The following is a 17,196-nucleotide window of genomic DNA, read 5'->3' as shown; positions in this document are numbered from 1 at the left end:
ACACGGGCCGCAGGACGGCCTCCCGCCCGCGGCCCGGACTCCCGGGTTCCGCACCGGCCCGCCGGGGAGCGCGCGAGCCCGCCGCACGGTCCTTCCGAAGGGGGATATGCCCCCGCCCCCGCGGCGGATGAGCGCCGCCCCGCGGCCCGCCGCGGCGCGCACCGCCCGCCTCCGGGCGGCCGGCGCGCAGCCGTGCGGGTCGGGAACCGGGACGGGGGAGTGGTCACAGCTCCAGGTCCACCAGCACCGGGCGGTGGTCGCTGGCGGCCGTGACGTCGGCCGCGGCCAGCAGGTCCACCGGGACGCCGGCGCGCCGTACGGTGAGCTCTGGGGCGGTGAGCACCGCGTCGATGCGGAGGCGCGGCCGGCGGGCGGTGAACGTCGCGGCGGCGTACCGGCTGCTCTGCGCGCCGGGGTCGTCCAGCCGGGAGGCCAGCAACCGCCACGCCGGACCGTCCGGGCCCTCGTTGAGGTCCCCGGCCAGCACCGGTGCGGCTCCCCGCTCGGCGGCGACGCGCTCCAGGACACCGAGCGCCTCGCGCGCGTGCCGCAGCCGGGCGCCGGCCGCCAGGTCCAGATGGGTGCAGGCCACCGCCAGCCGGCGGCCGTGCGCCTCCAGGACCGCGACGCTCACCGCCCGGAGGTGCGGGCCGGGGACGCGCCGCAGGACGCGGTGCTCCCGGTGCAGGACCTCGACCCCAGGCCGGACCAGCACGGCGAGGCCCCCCGCCCGCCGGTTCACCGCCGGAGTCAGGCTGGTCCAGCGGGCCAGCCGCCGCCGTGCGCGGCGCCAGCCCAGCAGCCGGGGAGCCTCCTGCAGGCACACGACGTCCGGGCGGCAGGACCGGATCACCCGCGCGACCGCCCGGGGGTCGTCGCGCAGCGAGCGGATGTTGTACGTGAGGACGCGCAGGACGGGCACCCGGGGGTGATACCCCGCGGCGGCCGCCGCCCACCATCGGGGTTCTCGCTCTCGGCGCCAGCGGAGGGCGGGGCCGGGCGCCTCAGAGCACCGCGCCGTCGTCCGGGCCGCTGTCGCGCGGCGGGTGGTCGCCCATCCGGACGACCAGCACCACGAAGCCCGCGATGAAGGCGGCCACCGCGCAGAACGCCAGCCAGCCCGGGATGTCGAGGCTGAGCATGGTGGAGGCGAGCAGCAGGACCGGTCCGCCGAACAGTCCCGCCCATGAGAGCCGGCTGACGAGGTCGCCGCGGGGCAGCGGCGGTGGCGGCGGTGGGACGAAGTGGTCGTGGTCGTCGCCCGGTCTGTCCTCGCCGGCCGCCCGCGCGGCGCGCGCCGCCGGGTCCGCCGGGGCGGGGTCGGGATCGGGGTCGGCGAGCCCGTCGACGGCAGCCAGCTCGTCGAGGTCCACGCGGTCGGCCAGCGGGGCCGACTCGCCGGCGGACAGGTTCTCCGCGTCCGGCCAGCTCGGGGCGTCGCGTCCGGACCCGCCGGGCTCGTAGAACCGCGACACCAGGTCCGCCCACACGTCGTCGTCGCCGGCCGCGCCGGCCGGAGCGACGTCCTGGACGGCCTCGGCGGGCGGGCGCCCGGACCCGGTGTCGCCGGGCTCGCGCTGCTCCCCGGGGTCGCCGCCGGGCTCCAGCGTGCGCGCCTCCAGGTCGGGGAGCTCGGTGCGCAGGATCTCCTCGGCCGCGTGCCGCTCGTTGGCGTCGACGTAGAGGTGGTCGGTCGGCGGCTCCTCCAGCGCGGCGTCGCCGGGCTCCAGCACGTCCTCGTCGAGCGGGATGGCGTAGGCGGCGATCCCGGCGCGGCGGAGCGCGTCCAGCATGACGTCGGCCAGCGCGGGGGGCAGCAGGATCAGCGGGACATATGCGTCCGCGAGCAGGCCGTTGCCGCGGCGGTGCGTCATGCGTCTAGTCCTTCCCCGCTCCGGCTGTTGTCGCGTACGAAGGCGAGGCTGCCGCCGAAAATGGTGGCCGCGTCATTGTCGAGGGTGGCGACATGGTAGCTGTCGTCACAGGACCGGACGGTCACCGGTGCGTTGACCGCCCTACTTGTGAGGATACGCAGACTCGCCGGACCGATCACATGATCCTCGGGACTGCGGTAGACCAAAATCGGGGCGGTGATCCGTCCGAGACCGCGGCGCGTCGTCCGCCACAGCCGGGGCAGCGTCGCCGCGGCCGCCGTGGGCACCCGCTCGTAGCCGACCTCGTGGGCGCCGGGCTTCTTGATGTCGTCGACCACCCCGCGGGTGGACGGCAGCACGCCGCGCAGGGCGGAGGCCACCAGCAGCAGCGGGTTCTCCAGCGCGAGCGAGGGGTTGACGACCACCACCCCCGACACCGCCCCCGGGTGCGCCGCGGCCAGCCGCAGCGCCAGGCAGCCGCCGACCGACAGCCCCATGACGAACACCTCGGCGCAGCGCTCCCGCAACTCCGCGAACGCCGCCTCCGTGGCGCCGGCCCAGTCGTCGGCGGTGGTGGCGTTCATGTCCTGCCACCTGGTGCCGTGGCCGGGCAGCAGCGGCAGGTCGACCGTCAGCCCCGCGGCGGCCAGGTGCTGCGCCCACGGCCGCAGCGACTGGGGGCTGCCGGTGAAGCCGTGGCACAGCAGGACGCCCACGGGTCCGCCGTCGTGCCGGAAGGGGGCGGCCCCGGGTAGTAGCGGCATCGCTGTCTCCGTATGTCGATAGGGGGCCCGGCGCCGCCGCGCGCGGGAGGCCGCGGCAGTGGCGCTACCGAAACTAGCCGAGTGCGGGGGTCCCCGGAAGACCCGCCCCGCGGGGCCTCCCGCGCCCCGGACCGCGTTCTTACTGGCTGGTAACCCGACGCGCCATTGGTAGTAGTGCTCCGGCGATGCGAAGATAACGGCGATTGTTCGTGGCAGCGGGGTGGCGGAGAGACGGCACGCCGGGGTCGGCCCAGGTCGGCCCTCCCCGCGCGGGCGGGGGTGAGACTGGGTGTTCTACTGGGTGGTCAAGGCGATCCTCGGCCCGGTGCTCGCGGTGCTGTGGCAACCGCGGGCCGAAGGCGTCGAGAACGTGCCCCGGCACGGGCCAGCGATCATGGTCAGCAACCACCTGTCCTTCTCGGACCACTTCTTCGGGCCGCTCCCGCTGCCGCGCAAGATCACCTTCCTCGCCAAGGCGGAGTACTTCACCGGCAAGGGGGTCAAGGGGCTGGCCAGCCGGCTCTTCTTCACCGGTGTGGGGCAGATCCCCATCGACCGCTCCGGCGGCAAGGCCAGCGAGGCGGCGCTGCGGACCGGCCTGAAGGTCCTCCGGCAGGGCAAGCTGCTCGGCATCTACCCGGAGGGCACCCGCTCGCCCGACGGGAAGCTGTACCGCGGGCGCACCGGGGTCGCCCGGCTGGCGCTGGAGTCCGGGGCGCCCGTGGTGCCCATGGCGATGATCAACGTCGACAAGATCATGCCGCCCGGGCGCACCGTCCCCAAGCTCGGCATCCGGCCCAAGGTGGTGTTCGGCAAGCCGCTGGACTTCTCCCGCTACGAGGGCATGGAGAAGGACCCCCGGGTCCTGCGCGCCATCACCGACGAGATCATGTACGCCCTGATGGAGCTGTCCGGTCAGGAGTACGTCGACCGCTACGCGCAGTCGGTCAAGGCGGAACTGGAGGCCGCGGCCCGTGAGGGACGCAAGGAGCAGCACGCCGACCGCCGAGAGCGCCGCCGGGCGGCGCGCGAGACCCGCAAGGCGGAACGGGCCAAGCGGCGGGCCGAGCGCCGGGCCGTTCGGGCGGAGGGCCGGAAGGACTCCGCGGACTGAGCCCGGGTTGGGCGCCGCGGCCGTGGGCTTCGAGGTGCCCCTGTGGCGCGGTATCGCGGTCTTCCGCGCGGCGGCGCTGGTGCACGCCGTCGCGCTCATGCTGCAGCACCTCGGGCGCATGGAGCACCCCGCGCTCGCGTGGGGGGTCACCGCGGTCATGGCGGTGTGGACCGCCGCCGCCGGCTACGCCTACGCCCGTCCGGAGTGGCGCTGCCGGCCGCTCATGGTGGCCGACCTCGCCATCGCCTTCGCCTGCATGCTGAGCACCCGCCTCGTCGGCGGGGCCGGCTACCTCGACGCCGCCCCGCCCCTCACCGCCACCTGGTTCGCGGCGGCGCCGCTCGCGGCGGCCGTGCTGGGCGGTCGGCGCTGGGCGGTCGGTGCCGCCCTGGGCTACGGCGCCGCCGACGTGCTGCTGCGCGGCGCCTTCGGCGCGCCCGTCCTCAACGGCGTCGTGCTGCTGCTGCTCGCCGGCTACGCCGTCGGCTACATGGCGCACATCGCCGCCGAGGCCGAGCACCGGTTCGCCCGCGCGGTGGAGCTGGAGGCGCGCACCCGCGAGCGCGAGCGGCTGGCGCGGTCCATCCACGACTCCGTGCTCCAGGTCCTCGCGATGGTGCAGCGGCGCGGGACCGCGCTCGGCGGCGAGGCCGCGGAACTCGGCCGGCTCGCCGGAGAGCAGGAGGCCGCGCTGCGCGGCCTCATCGGGCGGGAGCCCTCGGCCGCCCCGGGGCGGCCCGAGGCGGTGGACCTGTGCGGCCGGCTGGAGGCGCTCGCCTCGGCGGCGGTGACCGTGTCCACCCCCGCCACGGAGGTGTCGCTGCCGGAGCGGTGCGCGGCCGAGGTCGAGGCGGCGGTGCGGGCCGCGCTCGCCAACGTCGACCGGCACTGCCCGCCCGGAACCCGGGTCTGGCTGCTGGTCGAGGACGAGGGCGGGACCGTGACGGTGACCGTCCGCGACGACGGGCCCGGCATGCCGGCCGGCCGCGCCGAGCGGGCCGCGGCCGACGGGCGGCTGGGGATCGCCCAGTCGATCAGGGGCCGGATCCGCGACCTCGGCGGCGAGGTGGCGATCACGACCGCCCCCGGCGAGGGGACCGAGATCGAGATGCGCGTGCCACGATGAGGTCGGACCGCCGGCGCGCCCGCGCCCCGGCGCCGAGCAGGAGGGACGACGGATGGAGCACGGTGGGATCCGGGTGATGGTGGTGGACGACCACCCGATGTGGCGGGACGCCGTCGCCCGCGACCTCGGCGAGGCCGGCCTGGAGGTGGTCGCCACCGCGGGCGACGGGCGGACCGCAGTCCGCGTCGCGCCCGCCGCGCGGCCGACCGTGGCCGTGCTGGACCTCCAGCTCCCCGACATGTCCGGAGTGGCGGTCACCCGCGAGCTGCTGGCGCAGGATCCGGCGCCGCGCGTGCTCATCCTGTCGGCCAGCGGCGAGCACCAGGACGTGCTGGACGCCGTGAAGGCGGGTGCCACGGGCTACCTGGTGAAGTCGGCGAGCAGCGACGAGCTCATCGCCGCCGTCCGGCGCGTGCACGTCGGCGACGCCGTCTTCACCCCGGGACTGGCCGGCCTGGTGCTGGGGGAGTACCGCCGGCTGGCTGCCGCGCCCCGCCCGGCCGAGCGCACCGAGGCCCCCCGGCTGACCGACCGCGAGACCGAGGTGCTGCGGCTGGTCGCCAAGGGGCTCACCTACAAGCAGATCGCCACGCGGCTGATCCTGTCGCACCGCACCGTGCAGAACCACGTGCAGAACACGCTGAACAAGCTCCAGCTGCACAACCGGGTGCAGCTGGTGCGCTACGCGATCGACCAGGGGATCGACCAGGGGACCGACGCGGAGGAGTGAGGCCGTCCCCGCCCGGGGAGCGGGGACGGCCGCCTCCGGCGATCAGCCGGCGCGCCGCCCGCGCTAGTCCAGCTCGGCCCAGCCCTTCGACCGCTCCACCGCGGTGCGCCAGCGGCGGTAGGCGCGCTCGTCGCGGTCCCCCGGCTCGAAGCGCCGGTCGAGCTGCCAGGTGTGCATGAGCTCCTCCGTGGACGCCCACACCCCGGTGCCCAGCCCGGCGAGGAAGGCGGCGCCGAGCGCGGTGGTCTCCTGGATCCGGGGGCGGGCCACGCTCACGCCGAGCTGGTCGGCCTGCAGCTGGCAGAGCAGGTCGTTGGCCGCCGCGCCGCCGTCCACCCGCAGTTCCGGCAGCTCGGTGCCCGAGGCCGCCGCCATGGCGTCGACCACGTCGCGCACCTCGAAGGCGATGGCCTCCAGCGTCGCCCGGGCCAGGTGCGCCCGCCCGGTCCCCCGGGTGATGCCGAAGATCGCGCCGCGGGCGTGCGGGTCCCAGTCCGGCGCGCCGAGGCCGGTCAGGGCGGGGACGAACACCACGCCGCCGGAGTCCTGCACGCTCGCGGCGAGGGCCTCGGACTGCGGCGCGGTGTCGATGAGGCCGAGGCCGTCGCGGAGCCACTGCACCGCGGCCCCGGTCACGAAGATGGAGCCCTCCAGGGCGTAGTCGAGCCGGCCGTCGGGGTGCTGCCACAGCACCGTGCTGAGCAGGCCGTGCTTGGGGTCGATCGCCTCGCCGCCGGTGTTCACGAGCACGAACGACCCGGTTCCGTAGGTGCACTTGGAGGATCCGGGGAGGTAGCAGTTCTGCCCGAACATGGCGGCCTGCTGGTCGCCGGCGATCCCGGCGATCGGGATGCGCAGGTCGAAGAACTCCTCGGGGTCGGTGTCGCCCACGGGTCCGTACGAGGGCACGACCTCCGGCAGCGCCGACAGCGGCACCCCGAACAGCTCGCAGAGCTCCGGGGACCACTCCCCGGCGCGGATGTCGTACAGCAGCGTGCGGGAGGCGTTGGAGGCGTCGGTCACGTGCCGCCTACCGCCGGTCAGCCGCCAGACGATGTAGGAGTCGACCGTGCCCACGGCGACGTCGCCCGCCAGCACCCCGCTCCACGCGCGGGTGTCGTGCCGCGAGATCCAGGTCAGCTTGGAGGCGGTGAAGTAGGGGTCCAGGCGCAGCCCGGTCAGCTCCGTGACCCGGTCCTCGTGCCCGGCGTCGCGCAGCTCGGCGCAGATGCCCGCCGTGCGGCGATCCTGCCAGACGATGGCCCGCCGGGGCGCGGTGGCGCGTCTGCGGTCCCACAGGACGGCCGTCTCCCGCTGGTTGGTGATGCCCAGGCACGTGGGGGCGTCCTCCGTGCCGTCCAGGGCGGTCCGGCAGGCGGCGAGAGTGGCCTGCCAGATCTCCTCGGCGTTGTGCTCGACCCATCCGGAATCGGGGTAGTGCTGGGCGAACTCCTGATAGCCCCGCGCGAGGACGGCGCCGTTCTCGCCGACGATCAGCGCGGTGACTCCGGTGGTGCCGGCGTCGATGGTGAGCACGGACATGGGGTTGGCCTCCAGTAGCTCTGGCGACTATGGTCTAGACCATGTGAGACATGCGGCACGGCACCGTGCTCCCGTGTCGGTCGTCTTCCACCCGGATTTACCCCGGTTTGTGGAATTCGCAACGCTACGTGATCCGGTGGCCGTGACGGCGGTCACAGCGTCCTCGCCAGGGTGGCGGGGACGCGCCACGAGGTCAAGGGTCCGCGGCGGCGCTCGCGCGCCCGCGGCGCCCACCGCGGATTCCGGCGCTCCGGCGCTTCGGTGTCTCTGGCGTCCCGGATTCCTGGTTTCCTGTGGTTGCTGGTTCATCGACAATTCGAGGAGTACACGCAATGCGAGTCGGGGTGCTGACCGGTGGCGGCGACTGCCCGGGTCTGAACGCGGTCATCCGCGCGGTGGTGCGCAAGGGCATCAAGGACTACGGGTACGAGTTCGTCGGCTTCCGGGACGGCTGGCGCGGCCCGCTGGAGGGCGACACCATGCCGCTGGACCGCGCCGCGGTCAGCGGCATCCTGCCGCGCGGCGGCACCATCCTGGGGTCCTCGCGGACCAACCCGATCAAGATCGAGGGCGGCGTCGAGCGGATCAAGGACAACCTGGCCGGGCTCGGCCTCGACGCGCTCGTCGCCATCGGCGGTGAGGACACCCTCGGTGTCGCGCGGCAGCTCTCCGACGCCGACGTCCACGTCGTGGGCGTCCCCAAGACCATCGACAACGACCTCAACGCCACCGACTACACCTTCGGCTTCGACACCGCCGTCAACATCGCCACCGAGGCGATCGACCGCCTGCACACGACCGCCGAGTCGCACCACCGCGCGCTGATCGTCGAGGTCATGGGCCGCCACGCCGGCTGGATCGCGCTGCACTCCGGCATGGCGGCGGGCGCCAACGTCATCCTCATCCCCGAGCGGCCGTTCGACATCGACGAGGTCGTGGCGCACGTCGAGAGCCGGTTCAAGACCCGCTACGCGCCGATCATCGTGGTCGCCGAGGGCGCGCACCCCAAGGCCGGCCAGATGGAGCTGGCCACCGGTGAGCGCGACGCCTTCGGGCACGTCCGGCTCGGCGGCATCGGCCAGCGCCTCGCCGAGGAGATCGAGTCGCGCACCGGCAAGGAGGCGCGCTCGGTCGTGCTGGGCCACGTCCAGCGCGGCGGCACACCGTCCGCCTTCGACCGCGTGCTCGCGACCCGCCTGGGCGTGCACGCCATCGACGCCGTCCACGACAAGGACTTCGGCAAGATGGTCGCGCTGCAGGGCACCGACATCGTCCGGGTCGAGCTGTCGGCCGCCACCGACAAGCTCAAGACCGTCCCGGTCGAGCGCTACCAGGAGGCCGAGGTCTTCTTCGGCTAGTCCGCCCCCGTGCCGCCGCGCCCCCGCCCGGGCCCACCGGGCGGGGGCGCGCCGTTCCCGCGGCCCGGCATGGCGAAACCGGTTGCGCGGGTGTTCGATACTGGAAGCGAGCGCAGTTCGTGGTCTCGCGCGAGACCCCCGTACCGAATCTCCCCGGAGGTGCCGTCATGTCCGCGTCACTCGACTCAGCGGCGACCGAGGTCCGCGAGCACGGCGGCGTCGCGCGGCCCGGCGGCGAGGCCGGACTCGGCGAGCTGTGCGTCCTGATGAAGCTCGGCGAGATCGTGCTCAAGGGCAGCAACCGGCAGCTGTTCGAGCGCCGGCTGCACAACAACATCCGGGCGGCGGCGCGCGGGCTCGGCGAGATCCGGCTCTCCCAGCGCAAGGGTGTGATCGTCATCCGCATGCCCGGCGGCTCCGACCTCCAGGTCGCCGAGCTCGCCGAGCGCATGCGCAACGTCATGGGCATCGTCTGGATCCACCTGGTGCGCCGGGTCGCCAAGGACCTCGACGCCGTCACCGACATCGCGGTGCGGTCGATGGCCGAGCGCACCGGGACCTTCGCCGTGCGGGCCCGCCGCCGCGACAAGCGGTTCCCGATGACCTCCTCCGAGCTCGCCGGCCACGTCGGAGCGAAGATCCAGGAGGCGCACCACCTCCCGGTGAAGCTCAAGCACCCCGACAACACGGTGTTCATCGAGGTGGACAAGGACGAGGTCTTCGTCTTCACCGACGGCATCCCCGGCCAGGGCGGGCTGCCGGTCGGCATGAGCGGCCGCGCGCTGGTGCTGATGTCCGGCGGCATCGACTCGCCGGTGGCCGCGCACCGCATGATGCGGCGCGGGCTCAAGGTCGACTTCCTGCACTTCTCCGGGATGCCGTTCACCGGTCCGGAGTCCATCTACAAGGCCTACAGCCTGGTCCGCCAGCTCGACCGGTTCCAGGTCGGCTCCCGGCTCTTCGTCGTCCCGTTCGGCAAGGCCCAGCAGCAGCTGAAGAACTCCGGCGTGGAGCGGCTGCAGATCGTCGCCCAGCGCCGGTTGATGCTGAAGACGGCCGAGGCGCTCGCCGAGCGCCTCGGCGGCGCCGCCCTCGTCACCGGCGACGCGCTCGGCCAGGTCTCCAGCCAGACCCTGACCAACATCACCGCGCTGGACGACGCCGTCGACCTGCCGATCCTGCGCCCGCTCATCGGCATGGACAAGACCGAGATCATGGCGGAGGCCCGCCGGATCGGCACCCTGCACATCTCCGAGCTGCCCGACGAGGACTGCTGCACGCTGCTCACGCCGCGCCAGGTCGAGACCGCCGCCAAGATCGAGGACCTGCGCCAGATCGAGAAGCGCCTGGACGTCGAGGAGCTCGCCGAGCACCTGGCCGGCAGCGCCCAGCTGCACAAGCCGAGCTTCCTCGGCGACAGCGCTCCGGCGGCCTGATCCCGCCGGAGCGCGACCGGGACGTCACACCCCGTGACGAGTGCGGGCGCCGGCCGTCCGCGGCACCCCGCTTCCGGAGCGCCCCTGCCCCGCCCGTGGCCAGATCCGCGCGGCGGCGGGACCGGATCCGCGCGGCAGGAACTACGTCACACCCCGGCCACCGCCGGCTCCGGGGCCGAGGCGAGCGTGCGTCCCACCAGGGCGGGCAGCGTGCGGACCGCGTCGGCGAGCTCGGCCAGGTCCTCGCCGACCAGGGCCTGCGGGCCGTCGCACAGCGCGGTCTCCGGCGTCGGGTGCACGTCGACGATGATGCCGTCCGCGCCCACCGCGATCGCCGCGCGCGACAGCGGCAGCACCAGGTCGCGCTTGCCCCCGGAGTGCGACGGGTCGACGATCACCGGCAGGTGCGACAGCTGCTGGGCGACCGGCACCGCGCTGAGGTCCAGCGTGTTGCGGGTGGCCTTCTCGAAGGTCCGGATGCCGCGCTCGCACAGCACGATGTCGAGGTTGCCGCGCTGCGCGATGTACTCGGCGGCCATGAGCCACTCCTCGATCGTGGCGCTCATGCCGCGCTTGAGCATCACCGGCTTGCCGGCCTCGCCGGCCGCCTGCAGCAGCGCGAAGTTCTGCATGTTGCGGGTGCCGATCTGCAGCATGTCGGCGTAGCCGGCCACCAGCTCGACGTCGCCGGCGTCCACTACCTCGGTGACGATCGGCAGCCCGGTCTCGGCGCGCACGTCGGCGAGGATCCGCAGCCCGGCCTCCCCGAGCCCCTGGAAGGCGTACGGCGAGGTGCGCGGCTTGTAGGCGCCGCCGCGGAGCAGCGCCGCGCCGGCCGAGCGCGCCATCCGGGCGGCCGCCAGCGTCTGCTCGGGCGTCTCCACCGCGCACGGGCCGGCGATCAGGGTCATGTGCTCCCCGCCGATCGGCACGCCGCCCACGCGCACCACCGAGCGGCTCACGTGGTTCTCGCGGCTGACCAGCTTGTAGGGCACGGAGATGCGCAGCACGTCGCTCACTCCCGGCATCGCACGCAGGTCCAGCGTCTCGAACTGCTGGACGTCGCCCACCAGCCCGATGATCGTCCGGCTGACACCTCGGGTCACATACGCCGTCCCACCCGCGGTGGTGACCACGTCGACGATGCCGTCGATGTGATCGGGCGTTGCTTCGGAATCCATCACGATGACCATGTACGTCGTCCTTCACGCGTCTGGAGAAGATCGGAGCCTTGGGCCGGACAAACGAAGGAGCCCCGGGCCGTGTGGCCCGGGGCTCCTGGAGTCGTCCGTGTCAGCGCAGCGCTCGACAGGCGACCGTCCTACCCGTGGGCCGGTAGCCATAAAAGCGCCAGAAGTTCCGCTGCATGATGCGACTATAGCGCACCACCCCTCGTCAGCGGGAGGCTCCGGGGTCGGATACGGACGGTCACCGCGGCCTGGCAAGATGGCGGTACCGCCACGAAGGAGCAGGATTGCCGGAGCATCGACTACCGCCAGGGCAGCACGTTCCGCGCGGCTGGCCGGCGGTGCACTACGGTCCGGTGCCCCGGTTCCGGCCGGAGCGCTGGGACCTCCGCGTCTACGGGATGACCGCGTCGCTGGGGGAGTACCGGTGGACGTGGCCGGACTTCGCGGCCCTGCCCAGGACCGACCTCACCGCCGACTTCCACTGTGTGACGCGGTTCACACGACTGGGTGTGTGCTGGTCGGGGGTCCCGACGAGCGAGCTCGCCGCGCTCGCGCCGCCCGCCGACTCGGCCACGCACGTGATGGTGTGGGCGGAGTACGGCTACAGCGCGAACCTGCCCGTCGCGGACTTCCTCGCCTCCGACGTCCTGCTCGCCACGCACCGTGACGGCGCCCCCCTGGCGGCCGAGCACGGCCATCCCGTCCGGCTGGTCGTGCCGCGGCGCTACGGCTGGAAGAGCGTGAAGTGGGTGCGGGCGATCGAGTACCTCGACGCCGACCGCCGCGGCTTCTGGGAGGAGCGCGGGTACCACAACCGCGGCGACCCCTGGCGGGAGGAGCGCTACTCCTACCAGGAGGAGCCCGGGGACGGGCCGCCGCTCGCCTAGGGCGCCGGGCCCCCGATCCCCTAACTTGAGCGCATGCTCTACCTCGCCATCGGCAGCCTCCTGGTCGCGCTGGCCAGCGTGGGCGAGCTCGTCCGCCGGGCTGTGCGGGACCGGCGGCGGGAGCGGCTCCCGGCCGCCGCCGCGACGTGCGCGGCCCTGCACACCGCGGCGCTCGCCGCGCCCGCACTGCGCCAGGGGCTGGGCCGGGACTCCGCCCGCCGCGCCGTACGGCACCTGCGGTCGCTGCTGGGTACCCCCGCGGCGGCGATCGTCGGCACCGACGGACTGCTCGCGTGGAGCGGCAGCGGCACCGCGCACTCCGCCGCGGCGGTCCGGCTGGCCCACCCGGTGCTCGCCGGCGGCCGGCCGCACGTGCACGACCGGCTGGACTGCGGCGACCCGGCGTGCGGCCTGCGCGCCGCCGTCGCGGCGCCCCTGGTCGTGGACGGCCAGACGGTCGGGGCGCTGCTCGCGTTCGCCGCCTCCGAGACCGCGCTGCCGGCCCGGGCCGCCTCCGACGTGGCCGGCTGGGTCTCGGGGCAGCTGGAGCTCGCGGAGCTCGACCGCTACCGCGTGCGCCTCGCCGACGCCGAGATCCGGGCGCTGCGGCTCCAGATCTCGCCGCACTTCGTGTACAACTGCCTGACCACGATCGCGTCCTTCGTGCGGACCGATCCGGAGCGCGCCCGCGGGCTGCTGCTCGACTTCGCCGACTTCGCGCGCTACTCGTTCCGCAGCTCGCGCAACCTCACCACGCTCGACGAGGAGCTGCGCTCGATCGACCGCTACCTGGCACTGGAGCGGGCCCGCTTCGGCGAGCGGCTGCGGCTCACCGTGCGCGTCGCGCCGGAGGTGCTGCCGGTGAAGGTCCCCTTCCTCTGCCTGCAGCCCCTCGTGGAGAACGCGATCCGGCACGGTATCGAGGGCAAGCCGGGGGTCGGGCAGGTCAGCGTCACCGCGCGGGACGCCGGCGCCGAGGCGCACATCAGCGTCGAGGACGACGGGATCGGGATGGACCCGGACCGGCTGCGGGCGATCCTGTCCGGCCAGGCCGACGGCTCTAGCGGTATCGGGCTCGCCAACGTGGACGAGCGGCTGCGCAACATGTTCGGGGACGCCTACGGCCTGGTGATCGAGACCGGCCCCGGCGCCGGCACGAAGGTCAACCTCCGGTTCCCCAAGTTCCTGCCGAAGGGCGAATAAGGCCGGGTCCTGGCGGCCGGAGACTGCCGAAACGACCGCCTGCCCGGGGCGTCCCGGCACCGGATGACCCCCTAACCAGGGTGATAACGGGGCATCCGTTCACCACGACCGCCGTTCCCGCCGCATTGTGCCAAAACGGTTGCGGGCCGCAGGGGGGTCGGCCATCCTCGGTGGCATGCTTCGAGTCCTCGCGGTGGACGACGAGGTCCCGGCTCTCGAAGAGATGGCGTACCTGCTCCAGCGGGATCCCCGGATCGCGGAGGTGGTGACCGCCGGCGACGCCACCTCGGCGATGCGCCTGATCAGCGACCGGGTCGCGGCCGAGGACCACTTGGACGCGCTGTTCCTCGACATCCACATGCCCGGACCGAGCGGCATCGACCTCGCGAGGTTCATCTCGGCGCTGGCGCTCCCGCCGGCCGTCGTGTTCGTCACCGCCCATGAGGACTTCGCCCTCACCGCCTTCGAACTGCGCGCCGTCGACTACCTGCTCAAGCCGCTGCGCGAGGAGCGGCTGGCCGACACCGTGGAGCGGCTGACGCGGCTGCGGCCCGGGCGGCCCGACCGCAACCGCGTCCCGGTGGAGCTCGGCGGCCGCGTCCGGTTCATCGAGCGCTCGGAGATCTGGTACGTCGAGGCGCGCGGGGACTACGTGCGGCTGCGCACCGCCGAGGGCAGCTTCCTGATCCGCAGCACGCTGGGCGCGCTGGAGCGCGACTGGGCCGGCGACGGCTTCGTGCGGATCCACCGGAGCGTCCTCGTGGCGGCGCGGCACGTGTCGGAGCTGCACCTGGACGGCGCGCGGGCCAAGGTCAAGGTGGGGGAGGAGCTGCTGCTGGTCAGCCGCCGGCAGACCCGCGACGTCCGGGACCAGCTCATGCGGAGGCTGGCGGGCGAGGGGGGCGGCCGGTGACCGGTCGGCCGGGCGGCCCCGGCCCCGCCGAGCCGCCGCGCCGGACCGTCGTCACCTCGCCCGCCACCCGGCGGGCCCTCGCCGCGCGCGGCGCGCGGCCGCTGCCGCCGGAGCGCGCGCCGGCCCCGCCCGACGTCGCGCCGCTGCTGCGCCGCCAGCTGGTCCCGGTCGGCGCGTGCGCCCTGTTCGCGCTCGTCACCGCGGTGCTGCTGCCCGCCCTGTTCACCCTCGTCCCGCGGCTCGACGACCTGGTGGTCGCCGGCACCCCGCTGGCCTGGATCGCCGTGACCCTCGGGGTGCCGCCGCTGATGGTGTGCGTCCTCGTCCTCCACGTGAGCCGCGCCGAGCACCTGGAGCACCGGGCGGCGGCCCCGCCGCCCGGCGGAGCGCCGGCCCGGCCGCCGGGGCCGCGGCGCCGGCTCGTCGTGGCGCGGCTCCGGCCGCGGACCCCGCCCGCCCGCGAGGGGGACGCGCGGTGATCCCCCTCGTCGGCGGCGCGATCGTGGTCACCGCGCTCCTGATGACCCTGCTCGCCGTCGCCGGCTACTTCAGCCGCGCGGGCGGCACCTCGGACTTCACCGCCGCCACCCGCCCGGCCCCGTTGCTCTCCTCGGCCGCGGCGGCGGGCGGCGAGTACACCTCCGCCGCGACGTTCCTCGGGTTCGCCGGCCTGCTGCTGGCGCAGGGCTTCCAGGCCGTCTGGATGTTCGTGGCGCTGAGCGCGGGCTACGTGCTGCTCGCCGCGTTCGTCGCCGCCCCGCTGCGCCGCTCCGGCGTGTACAGCCCGTCCGACTTCGCCGAGTGGCGGCTGCGCAACCGCAGGGTCCGCCGCATGGTCAGCGCGTGCGTGGTGTTCACCGGCTGGGTCTACCTGCTGGCCCAGTACGCGGCGGCCGGCGCGCTGGTCGACCGCTACGTCGGCCTGCCGGCGTGGGCCGGCTGGGGCGGTGTCGCGGCCGTGACCCTCGTCATCGTCCTGCACGCGTCGAACGGGTCGGACACCGGCTTCCAGGCGGTGTTCTTCTGGGTGAAGCTGGCGGCCATCGGGGTGCCGGCGGTGGTGCTGCTCGTGCTCTGGCAGGTCGAGGACGGCCGCATGGTCGAGCACACCGGCGTCCCCGCGTTCGCCGAGCCGACCACGGTGCACGTCGCCGAGGACCAGCGGCTGACACTGCCGGAGGAGACGGTGCTGACCGTGGCGGGCCGGGTGAACGGCCGCCACCTGGACGGCACCGCCGTCCGGCTCGCGGCCGGCGCCCACCACTTCGCGGCCGGCAGCGAGCTCACCTTCCGGGAGGGAGCGGCGGTCCCGCACGCCGACGGGGCGCGGCCCCTCGAAGGCGAGCAGTGGCTGGAGATGGAGGTGGACGCGCCGCTGCTCGGCGCGCACTCCGTGCAGCTGGCGCTCGTGCTCGGCGTCGTCGGACTGCCCCAGTTCGTCGCGCGGTTCTACGGGGCCGCGAGCCCGCGGGCGGCCCGGCGGACGGTCGTGGTGGCGCTGGTGCTCGTCATGGTGTTCTCGATCTTCCCGCTGATCTACGCCGGGCTCGGCCGGCTGTACGCGAGCGACCTGCTGGCGACCGGCGACACCGACATCGTGGTCCTGGCCCTGCCGGAGCGGGTCGCTCCGGGCGCACTCGGACTGGCACTGGCCACGATGGTGGCGGTGGGCGCCGCGGCGGCGGTCATCACCGTGTCGGCCGGACTGGCCACCGCGCTGGGCGGCACGATCTCGCAGTGCGTGCTGGGCGGCGGCACCCGGATGTTCCGCCTCGGCGTGCTGATGGCGATCGGGGTGCCGCTGGCCGCCCTCCTCATGCTGCCGGGCCTGGCCGACGTGAGCCTGGTACCGCTGGTGCTGCTCGCCTTCCGGATCAGCGCGGTGACGGTGGCGCCGGTGCTGCTGCTCGGGGTGTGGTGGCGCCGGCTCACTGACGTCGGCGCCGCCGCCGGTCTGCTGGTCGGCATGGCCGGGGTCGCCGCCGGGGTCGTGGTCCCGCTGACCGGTCTCGACCCGGCGACGGAGCCCGGCCGGCTGCTGGCGATGCCGACCCTGCTGCTCGCCCCGCTCGTCTTCGCCGTGATGGTGGTCGTCTCCCGGCTCAGTGCGCGCCGGGTGCCCGAGGACGCGGACGCGATGCTGGGCCGGATGCACCTGCCCCGCCGGGACCTGTGACGCCTGTGGGCGCGGCTGCCCCGGAGAGCGGCTAGAACTCGGCGACGACGCTGCGGACGCACTCCCGGAACGGGGTGGGCGGCGGCCCGCCGAGGTGGATCGGGACGATCAGGCAGACGGGGATGTTGGTGTTCATGTCCTCGACCAGGTCCAGGTCGTTGAGGAGGGCCAGCCCCCTGACCTCGTCGACCGCCTCGGCCGGGCCGGCTCCGGCGAGCAGCGCCCCCGCCGCCGTCGCGGCGGCCACCAGCGCCCGTGTCCCGAACATGTGCGTCCTCGCCTTCTGCGCGCGCCCGCGTGTCATTGCGGACGGTGATCAGTGACTACATTACGTGACCCAAATCTCGTTGCGGGGAAGCGACACCGCGCGGCGCGGGGGCGGGATGGCGGACACGCGGTCCGGACGCGGAACGGTCGGCGTGCCACCGCCGCCGATCGACCGTTCGTCGTGCCAGGGCGACCGCTGATCCGTCGCCCCGCCCCGCGTGGCGACCGCTCCGTGCCGCCCGCCGATCGGCCGTGCCGGAGGGGGTTCCGGACCTCTCTGCAGACCCTAGGGTTGTGCTCAGCGGCCAGCCGACAAGCCTGCGAGCCTGTCGGTGGAAGCGATCGGTGCCGGCCCTGGCCGGGACCGATGGGGGGAGGACCCCGGCGCCGTGCACGCCACCCGGATCGGGAAGCCGTTGTGGCGGGGAGGGGAGCGGCGTCGGAGTGATGCCGCCCGGGCGCCATCCCTCGGGATGGCGCCCGGGCGGCACTGTCGTGTGTCGTGTGCGCACCCGCTGGCCGGCGCGGCGGCCGCCTTCGCGGGCCCCCCGTTCGCGGGCCGGCACGCGTCCAGGACCACCGCGGTGGTCCGGCGGCGCCGCGGCCGCGCGAGGAC

General features: G+C 74.5%; 16 protein-coding genes. 10 read left to right on the top strand and 6 right to left on the bottom strand.

Annotated features, from left to right (window positions below):
* Positions 1-223: 223 nt before the first annotated feature.
* From DEF28_RS06455 to DEF28_RS06445, 3 genes are all read right to left on the bottom strand, one after another.
* On the bottom strand, positions 224-922 hold the full coding sequence (locus DEF28_RS06455) for an endonuclease/exonuclease/phosphatase family protein (RefSeq protein WP_114396236.1): 699 nt from the start codon (positions 920-922) through the stop codon (positions 224-226).
* 82 nt (positions 923-1,004) lie between these two features.
* Entirely contained in the window at positions 1,005-1,874 is an 870-nt protein-coding gene (locus DEF28_RS06450; RefSeq protein WP_114396237.1) for a hypothetical protein, read from the bottom strand.
* Positions 1,871-2,638 (bottom strand): alpha/beta hydrolase, encoded by a 768-nt coding sequence (locus tag DEF28_RS06445; RefSeq protein WP_114396238.1) that lies wholly within the window; start codon positions 2,636-2,638, stop codon positions 1,871-1,873. Before DEF28_RS06445 ends, DEF28_RS06450 begins: the two co-directional genes overlap by 4 nt.
* A gap of 289 nt (positions 2,639-2,927) precedes the next feature.
* Between DEF28_RS06445 and DEF28_RS06440 the strand changes: the two genes are divergently transcribed.
* The 3 genes from DEF28_RS06440 to DEF28_RS06430 are packed head-to-tail and all read left to right on the top strand — an operon-like array spanning position 2,928 to position 5,608.
* Positions 2,928-3,752 (top strand): lysophospholipid acyltransferase family protein, encoded by an 825-nt coding sequence (locus DEF28_RS06440; protein WP_114396239.1) that lies wholly within the window; start codon positions 2,928-2,930, stop codon positions 3,750-3,752.
* 7 nt (positions 3,753-3,759) lie between these two features.
* On the top strand, positions 3,760-4,878 hold the full coding sequence (macS, locus tag DEF28_RS06435) for a MacS family sensor histidine kinase (RefSeq protein ID WP_233515129.1): 1,119 nt from the start codon (positions 3,760-3,762) through the stop codon (positions 4,876-4,878).
* Between the two features lie 52 nt (positions 4,879-4,930).
* Positions 4,931-5,608 carry a response regulator gene (locus DEF28_RS06430; RefSeq protein ID WP_233515128.1) on the top strand — a complete coding sequence of 226 codons (678 nt, stop codon included), beginning with the start codon at positions 4,931-4,933 and terminating at the stop codon, positions 5,606-5,608.
* 63 nt (positions 5,609-5,671) lie between these two features.
* Here the strand turns inward: DEF28_RS06430 and glpK are convergent, their stop codons facing one another.
* Positions 5,672-7,150, bottom strand: a complete 1,479-nt coding sequence (gene glpK / locus DEF28_RS06425) for a glycerol kinase GlpK (RefSeq protein ID WP_114396240.1) — start codon at positions 7,148-7,150, stop codon at positions 5,672-5,674.
* Between the two features lie 332 nt (positions 7,151-7,482).
* On the opposite strand from glpK, the gene DEF28_RS06420 reads away from it, so the two are divergent.
* Entirely contained in the window at positions 7,483-8,508 is a 1,026-nt protein-coding gene (locus DEF28_RS06420; protein ID WP_114396241.1) for a 6-phosphofructokinase, read from the top strand.
* A 167-nt stretch (positions 8,509-8,675) separates the two neighbouring features.
* Positions 8,676-9,944 carry a tRNA uracil 4-sulfurtransferase ThiI gene (gene thiI, locus DEF28_RS06415; protein WP_114396242.1) on the top strand — a complete coding sequence of 423 codons (1,269 nt, stop codon included), beginning with the start codon at positions 8,676-8,678 and terminating at the stop codon, positions 9,942-9,944.
* 146 nt (positions 9,945-10,090) lie between these two features.
* On the opposite strand, the gene aroF is transcribed toward thiI, so the two are convergent.
* Positions 10,091-11,137 carry a 3-deoxy-7-phosphoheptulonate synthase gene (gene aroF, locus DEF28_RS06410; RefSeq protein ID WP_114396243.1) on the bottom strand — a complete coding sequence of 349 codons (1,047 nt, stop codon included), beginning with the start codon at positions 11,135-11,137 and terminating at the stop codon, positions 10,091-10,093.
* A 281-nt stretch (positions 11,138-11,418) separates the two neighbouring features.
* Here aroF and DEF28_RS06405 point away from each other — a divergent pair, with 281 nt between their 5' ends.
* The 5 genes from DEF28_RS06405 to DEF28_RS06385 all read left to right on the top strand — a co-directional run bounded on the left by DEF28_RS06405 (position 11,419) and on the right by DEF28_RS06385 (position 16,313).
* Complete coding sequence (locus tag DEF28_RS06405) at positions 11,419-12,021, top strand: sulfite oxidase-like oxidoreductase (RefSeq protein WP_114396244.1); 603 nt, start codon at positions 11,419-11,421, stop codon at positions 12,019-12,021.
* 33 nt (positions 12,022-12,054) lie between these two features.
* Positions 12,055-13,224: a sensor histidine kinase gene (locus DEF28_RS06400; RefSeq protein ID WP_114396245.1), complete on the top strand. Its 1,170-nt coding sequence runs from the start codon at positions 12,055-12,057 to the stop codon at positions 13,222-13,224.
* A gap of 175 nt (positions 13,225-13,399) precedes the next feature.
* Entirely contained in the window at positions 13,400-14,137 is a 738-nt protein-coding gene (locus DEF28_RS06395) for a LytR/AlgR family response regulator transcription factor (RefSeq protein ID WP_114396246.1), read from the top strand.
* Positions 14,134-14,616 carry a hypothetical protein gene (locus tag DEF28_RS27455; RefSeq protein WP_158562767.1) on the top strand — a complete coding sequence of 161 codons (483 nt, stop codon included), beginning with the start codon at positions 14,134-14,136 and terminating at the stop codon, positions 14,614-14,616. The genes DEF28_RS06395 and DEF28_RS27455 overlap by 4 nt, the downstream gene beginning before the upstream one ends.
* Positions 14,613-16,313, top strand: a complete 1,701-nt coding sequence (locus DEF28_RS06385; protein WP_114396247.1) for a sodium:solute symporter family transporter — start codon at positions 14,613-14,615, stop codon at positions 16,311-16,313. The genes DEF28_RS27455 and DEF28_RS06385 overlap by 4 nt, the downstream gene beginning before the upstream one ends.
* Positions 16,314-16,344: 31 nt before the next feature.
* Here DEF28_RS06385 and DEF28_RS06380 read toward each other — a convergent pair whose 3' ends face one another.
* Positions 16,345-16,581 carry a hypothetical protein gene (locus DEF28_RS06380; RefSeq protein ID WP_114396248.1) on the bottom strand — a complete coding sequence of 79 codons (237 nt, stop codon included), beginning with the start codon at positions 16,579-16,581 and terminating at the stop codon, positions 16,345-16,347.
* Positions 16,582-17,196: the final 615 nt, after the last annotated feature.

It is taken from the genome of Marinitenerispora sediminis, assembly GCF_003336425.1.
In the GTDB taxonomy this organism is placed as follows: domain Bacteria; phylum Actinomycetota; class Actinomycetes; order Streptosporangiales; family Streptosporangiaceae; genus Marinitenerispora; species Marinitenerispora sediminis.
Note: the sequence above shows the minus strand (reverse complement) of the source record. Positions and strands in the feature narration are given on the sequence as shown.

Excerpts from the sequence above, each read along its gene's own strand:
- DEF28_RS06450 (WP_114396237.1), bottom strand. The coding sequence starts at position 1,874 with ATGACGCACCGCCGCGGCAACGGCCTGCTCGCGGACGCATATGTCCCG.
- DEF28_RS06445 (WP_114396238.1), bottom strand. The coding sequence starts at position 2,638 with ATGCCGCTACTACCCGGGGCCGCCCCCTTCCGGCACGACGGCGGACCC.
- DEF28_RS06430 (WP_233515128.1), top strand. The coding sequence starts at position 4,931 with ATGGAGCACGGTGGGATCCGGGTGATGGTGGTGGACGACCACCCGATG.
- glpK (WP_114396240.1), bottom strand. The coding sequence starts at position 7,150 with ATGTCCGTGCTCACCATCGACGCCGGCACCACCGGAGTCACCGCGCTG.
- DEF28_RS06420 (WP_114396241.1), top strand. The coding sequence starts at position 7,483 with ATGCGAGTCGGGGTGCTGACCGGTGGCGGCGACTGCCCGGGTCTGAAC.
- thiI (WP_114396242.1), top strand. The coding sequence starts at position 8,676 with ATGTCCGCGTCACTCGACTCAGCGGCGACCGAGGTCCGCGAGCACGGC.
- aroF (WP_114396243.1), bottom strand. The coding sequence starts at position 11,137 with ATGGTCATCGTGATGGATTCCGAAGCAACGCCCGATCACATCGACGGC.
- DEF28_RS06400 (WP_114396245.1), top strand. The coding sequence starts at position 12,055 with ATGCTCTACCTCGCCATCGGCAGCCTCCTGGTCGCGCTGGCCAGCGTG.
- DEF28_RS06395 (WP_114396246.1), top strand. The coding sequence starts at position 13,400 with ATGCTTCGAGTCCTCGCGGTGGACGACGAGGTCCCGGCTCTCGAAGAG.
- DEF28_RS06380 (WP_114396248.1), bottom strand. The coding sequence starts at position 16,581 with ATGTTCGGGACACGGGCGCTGGTGGCCGCCGCGACGGCGGCGGGGGCG.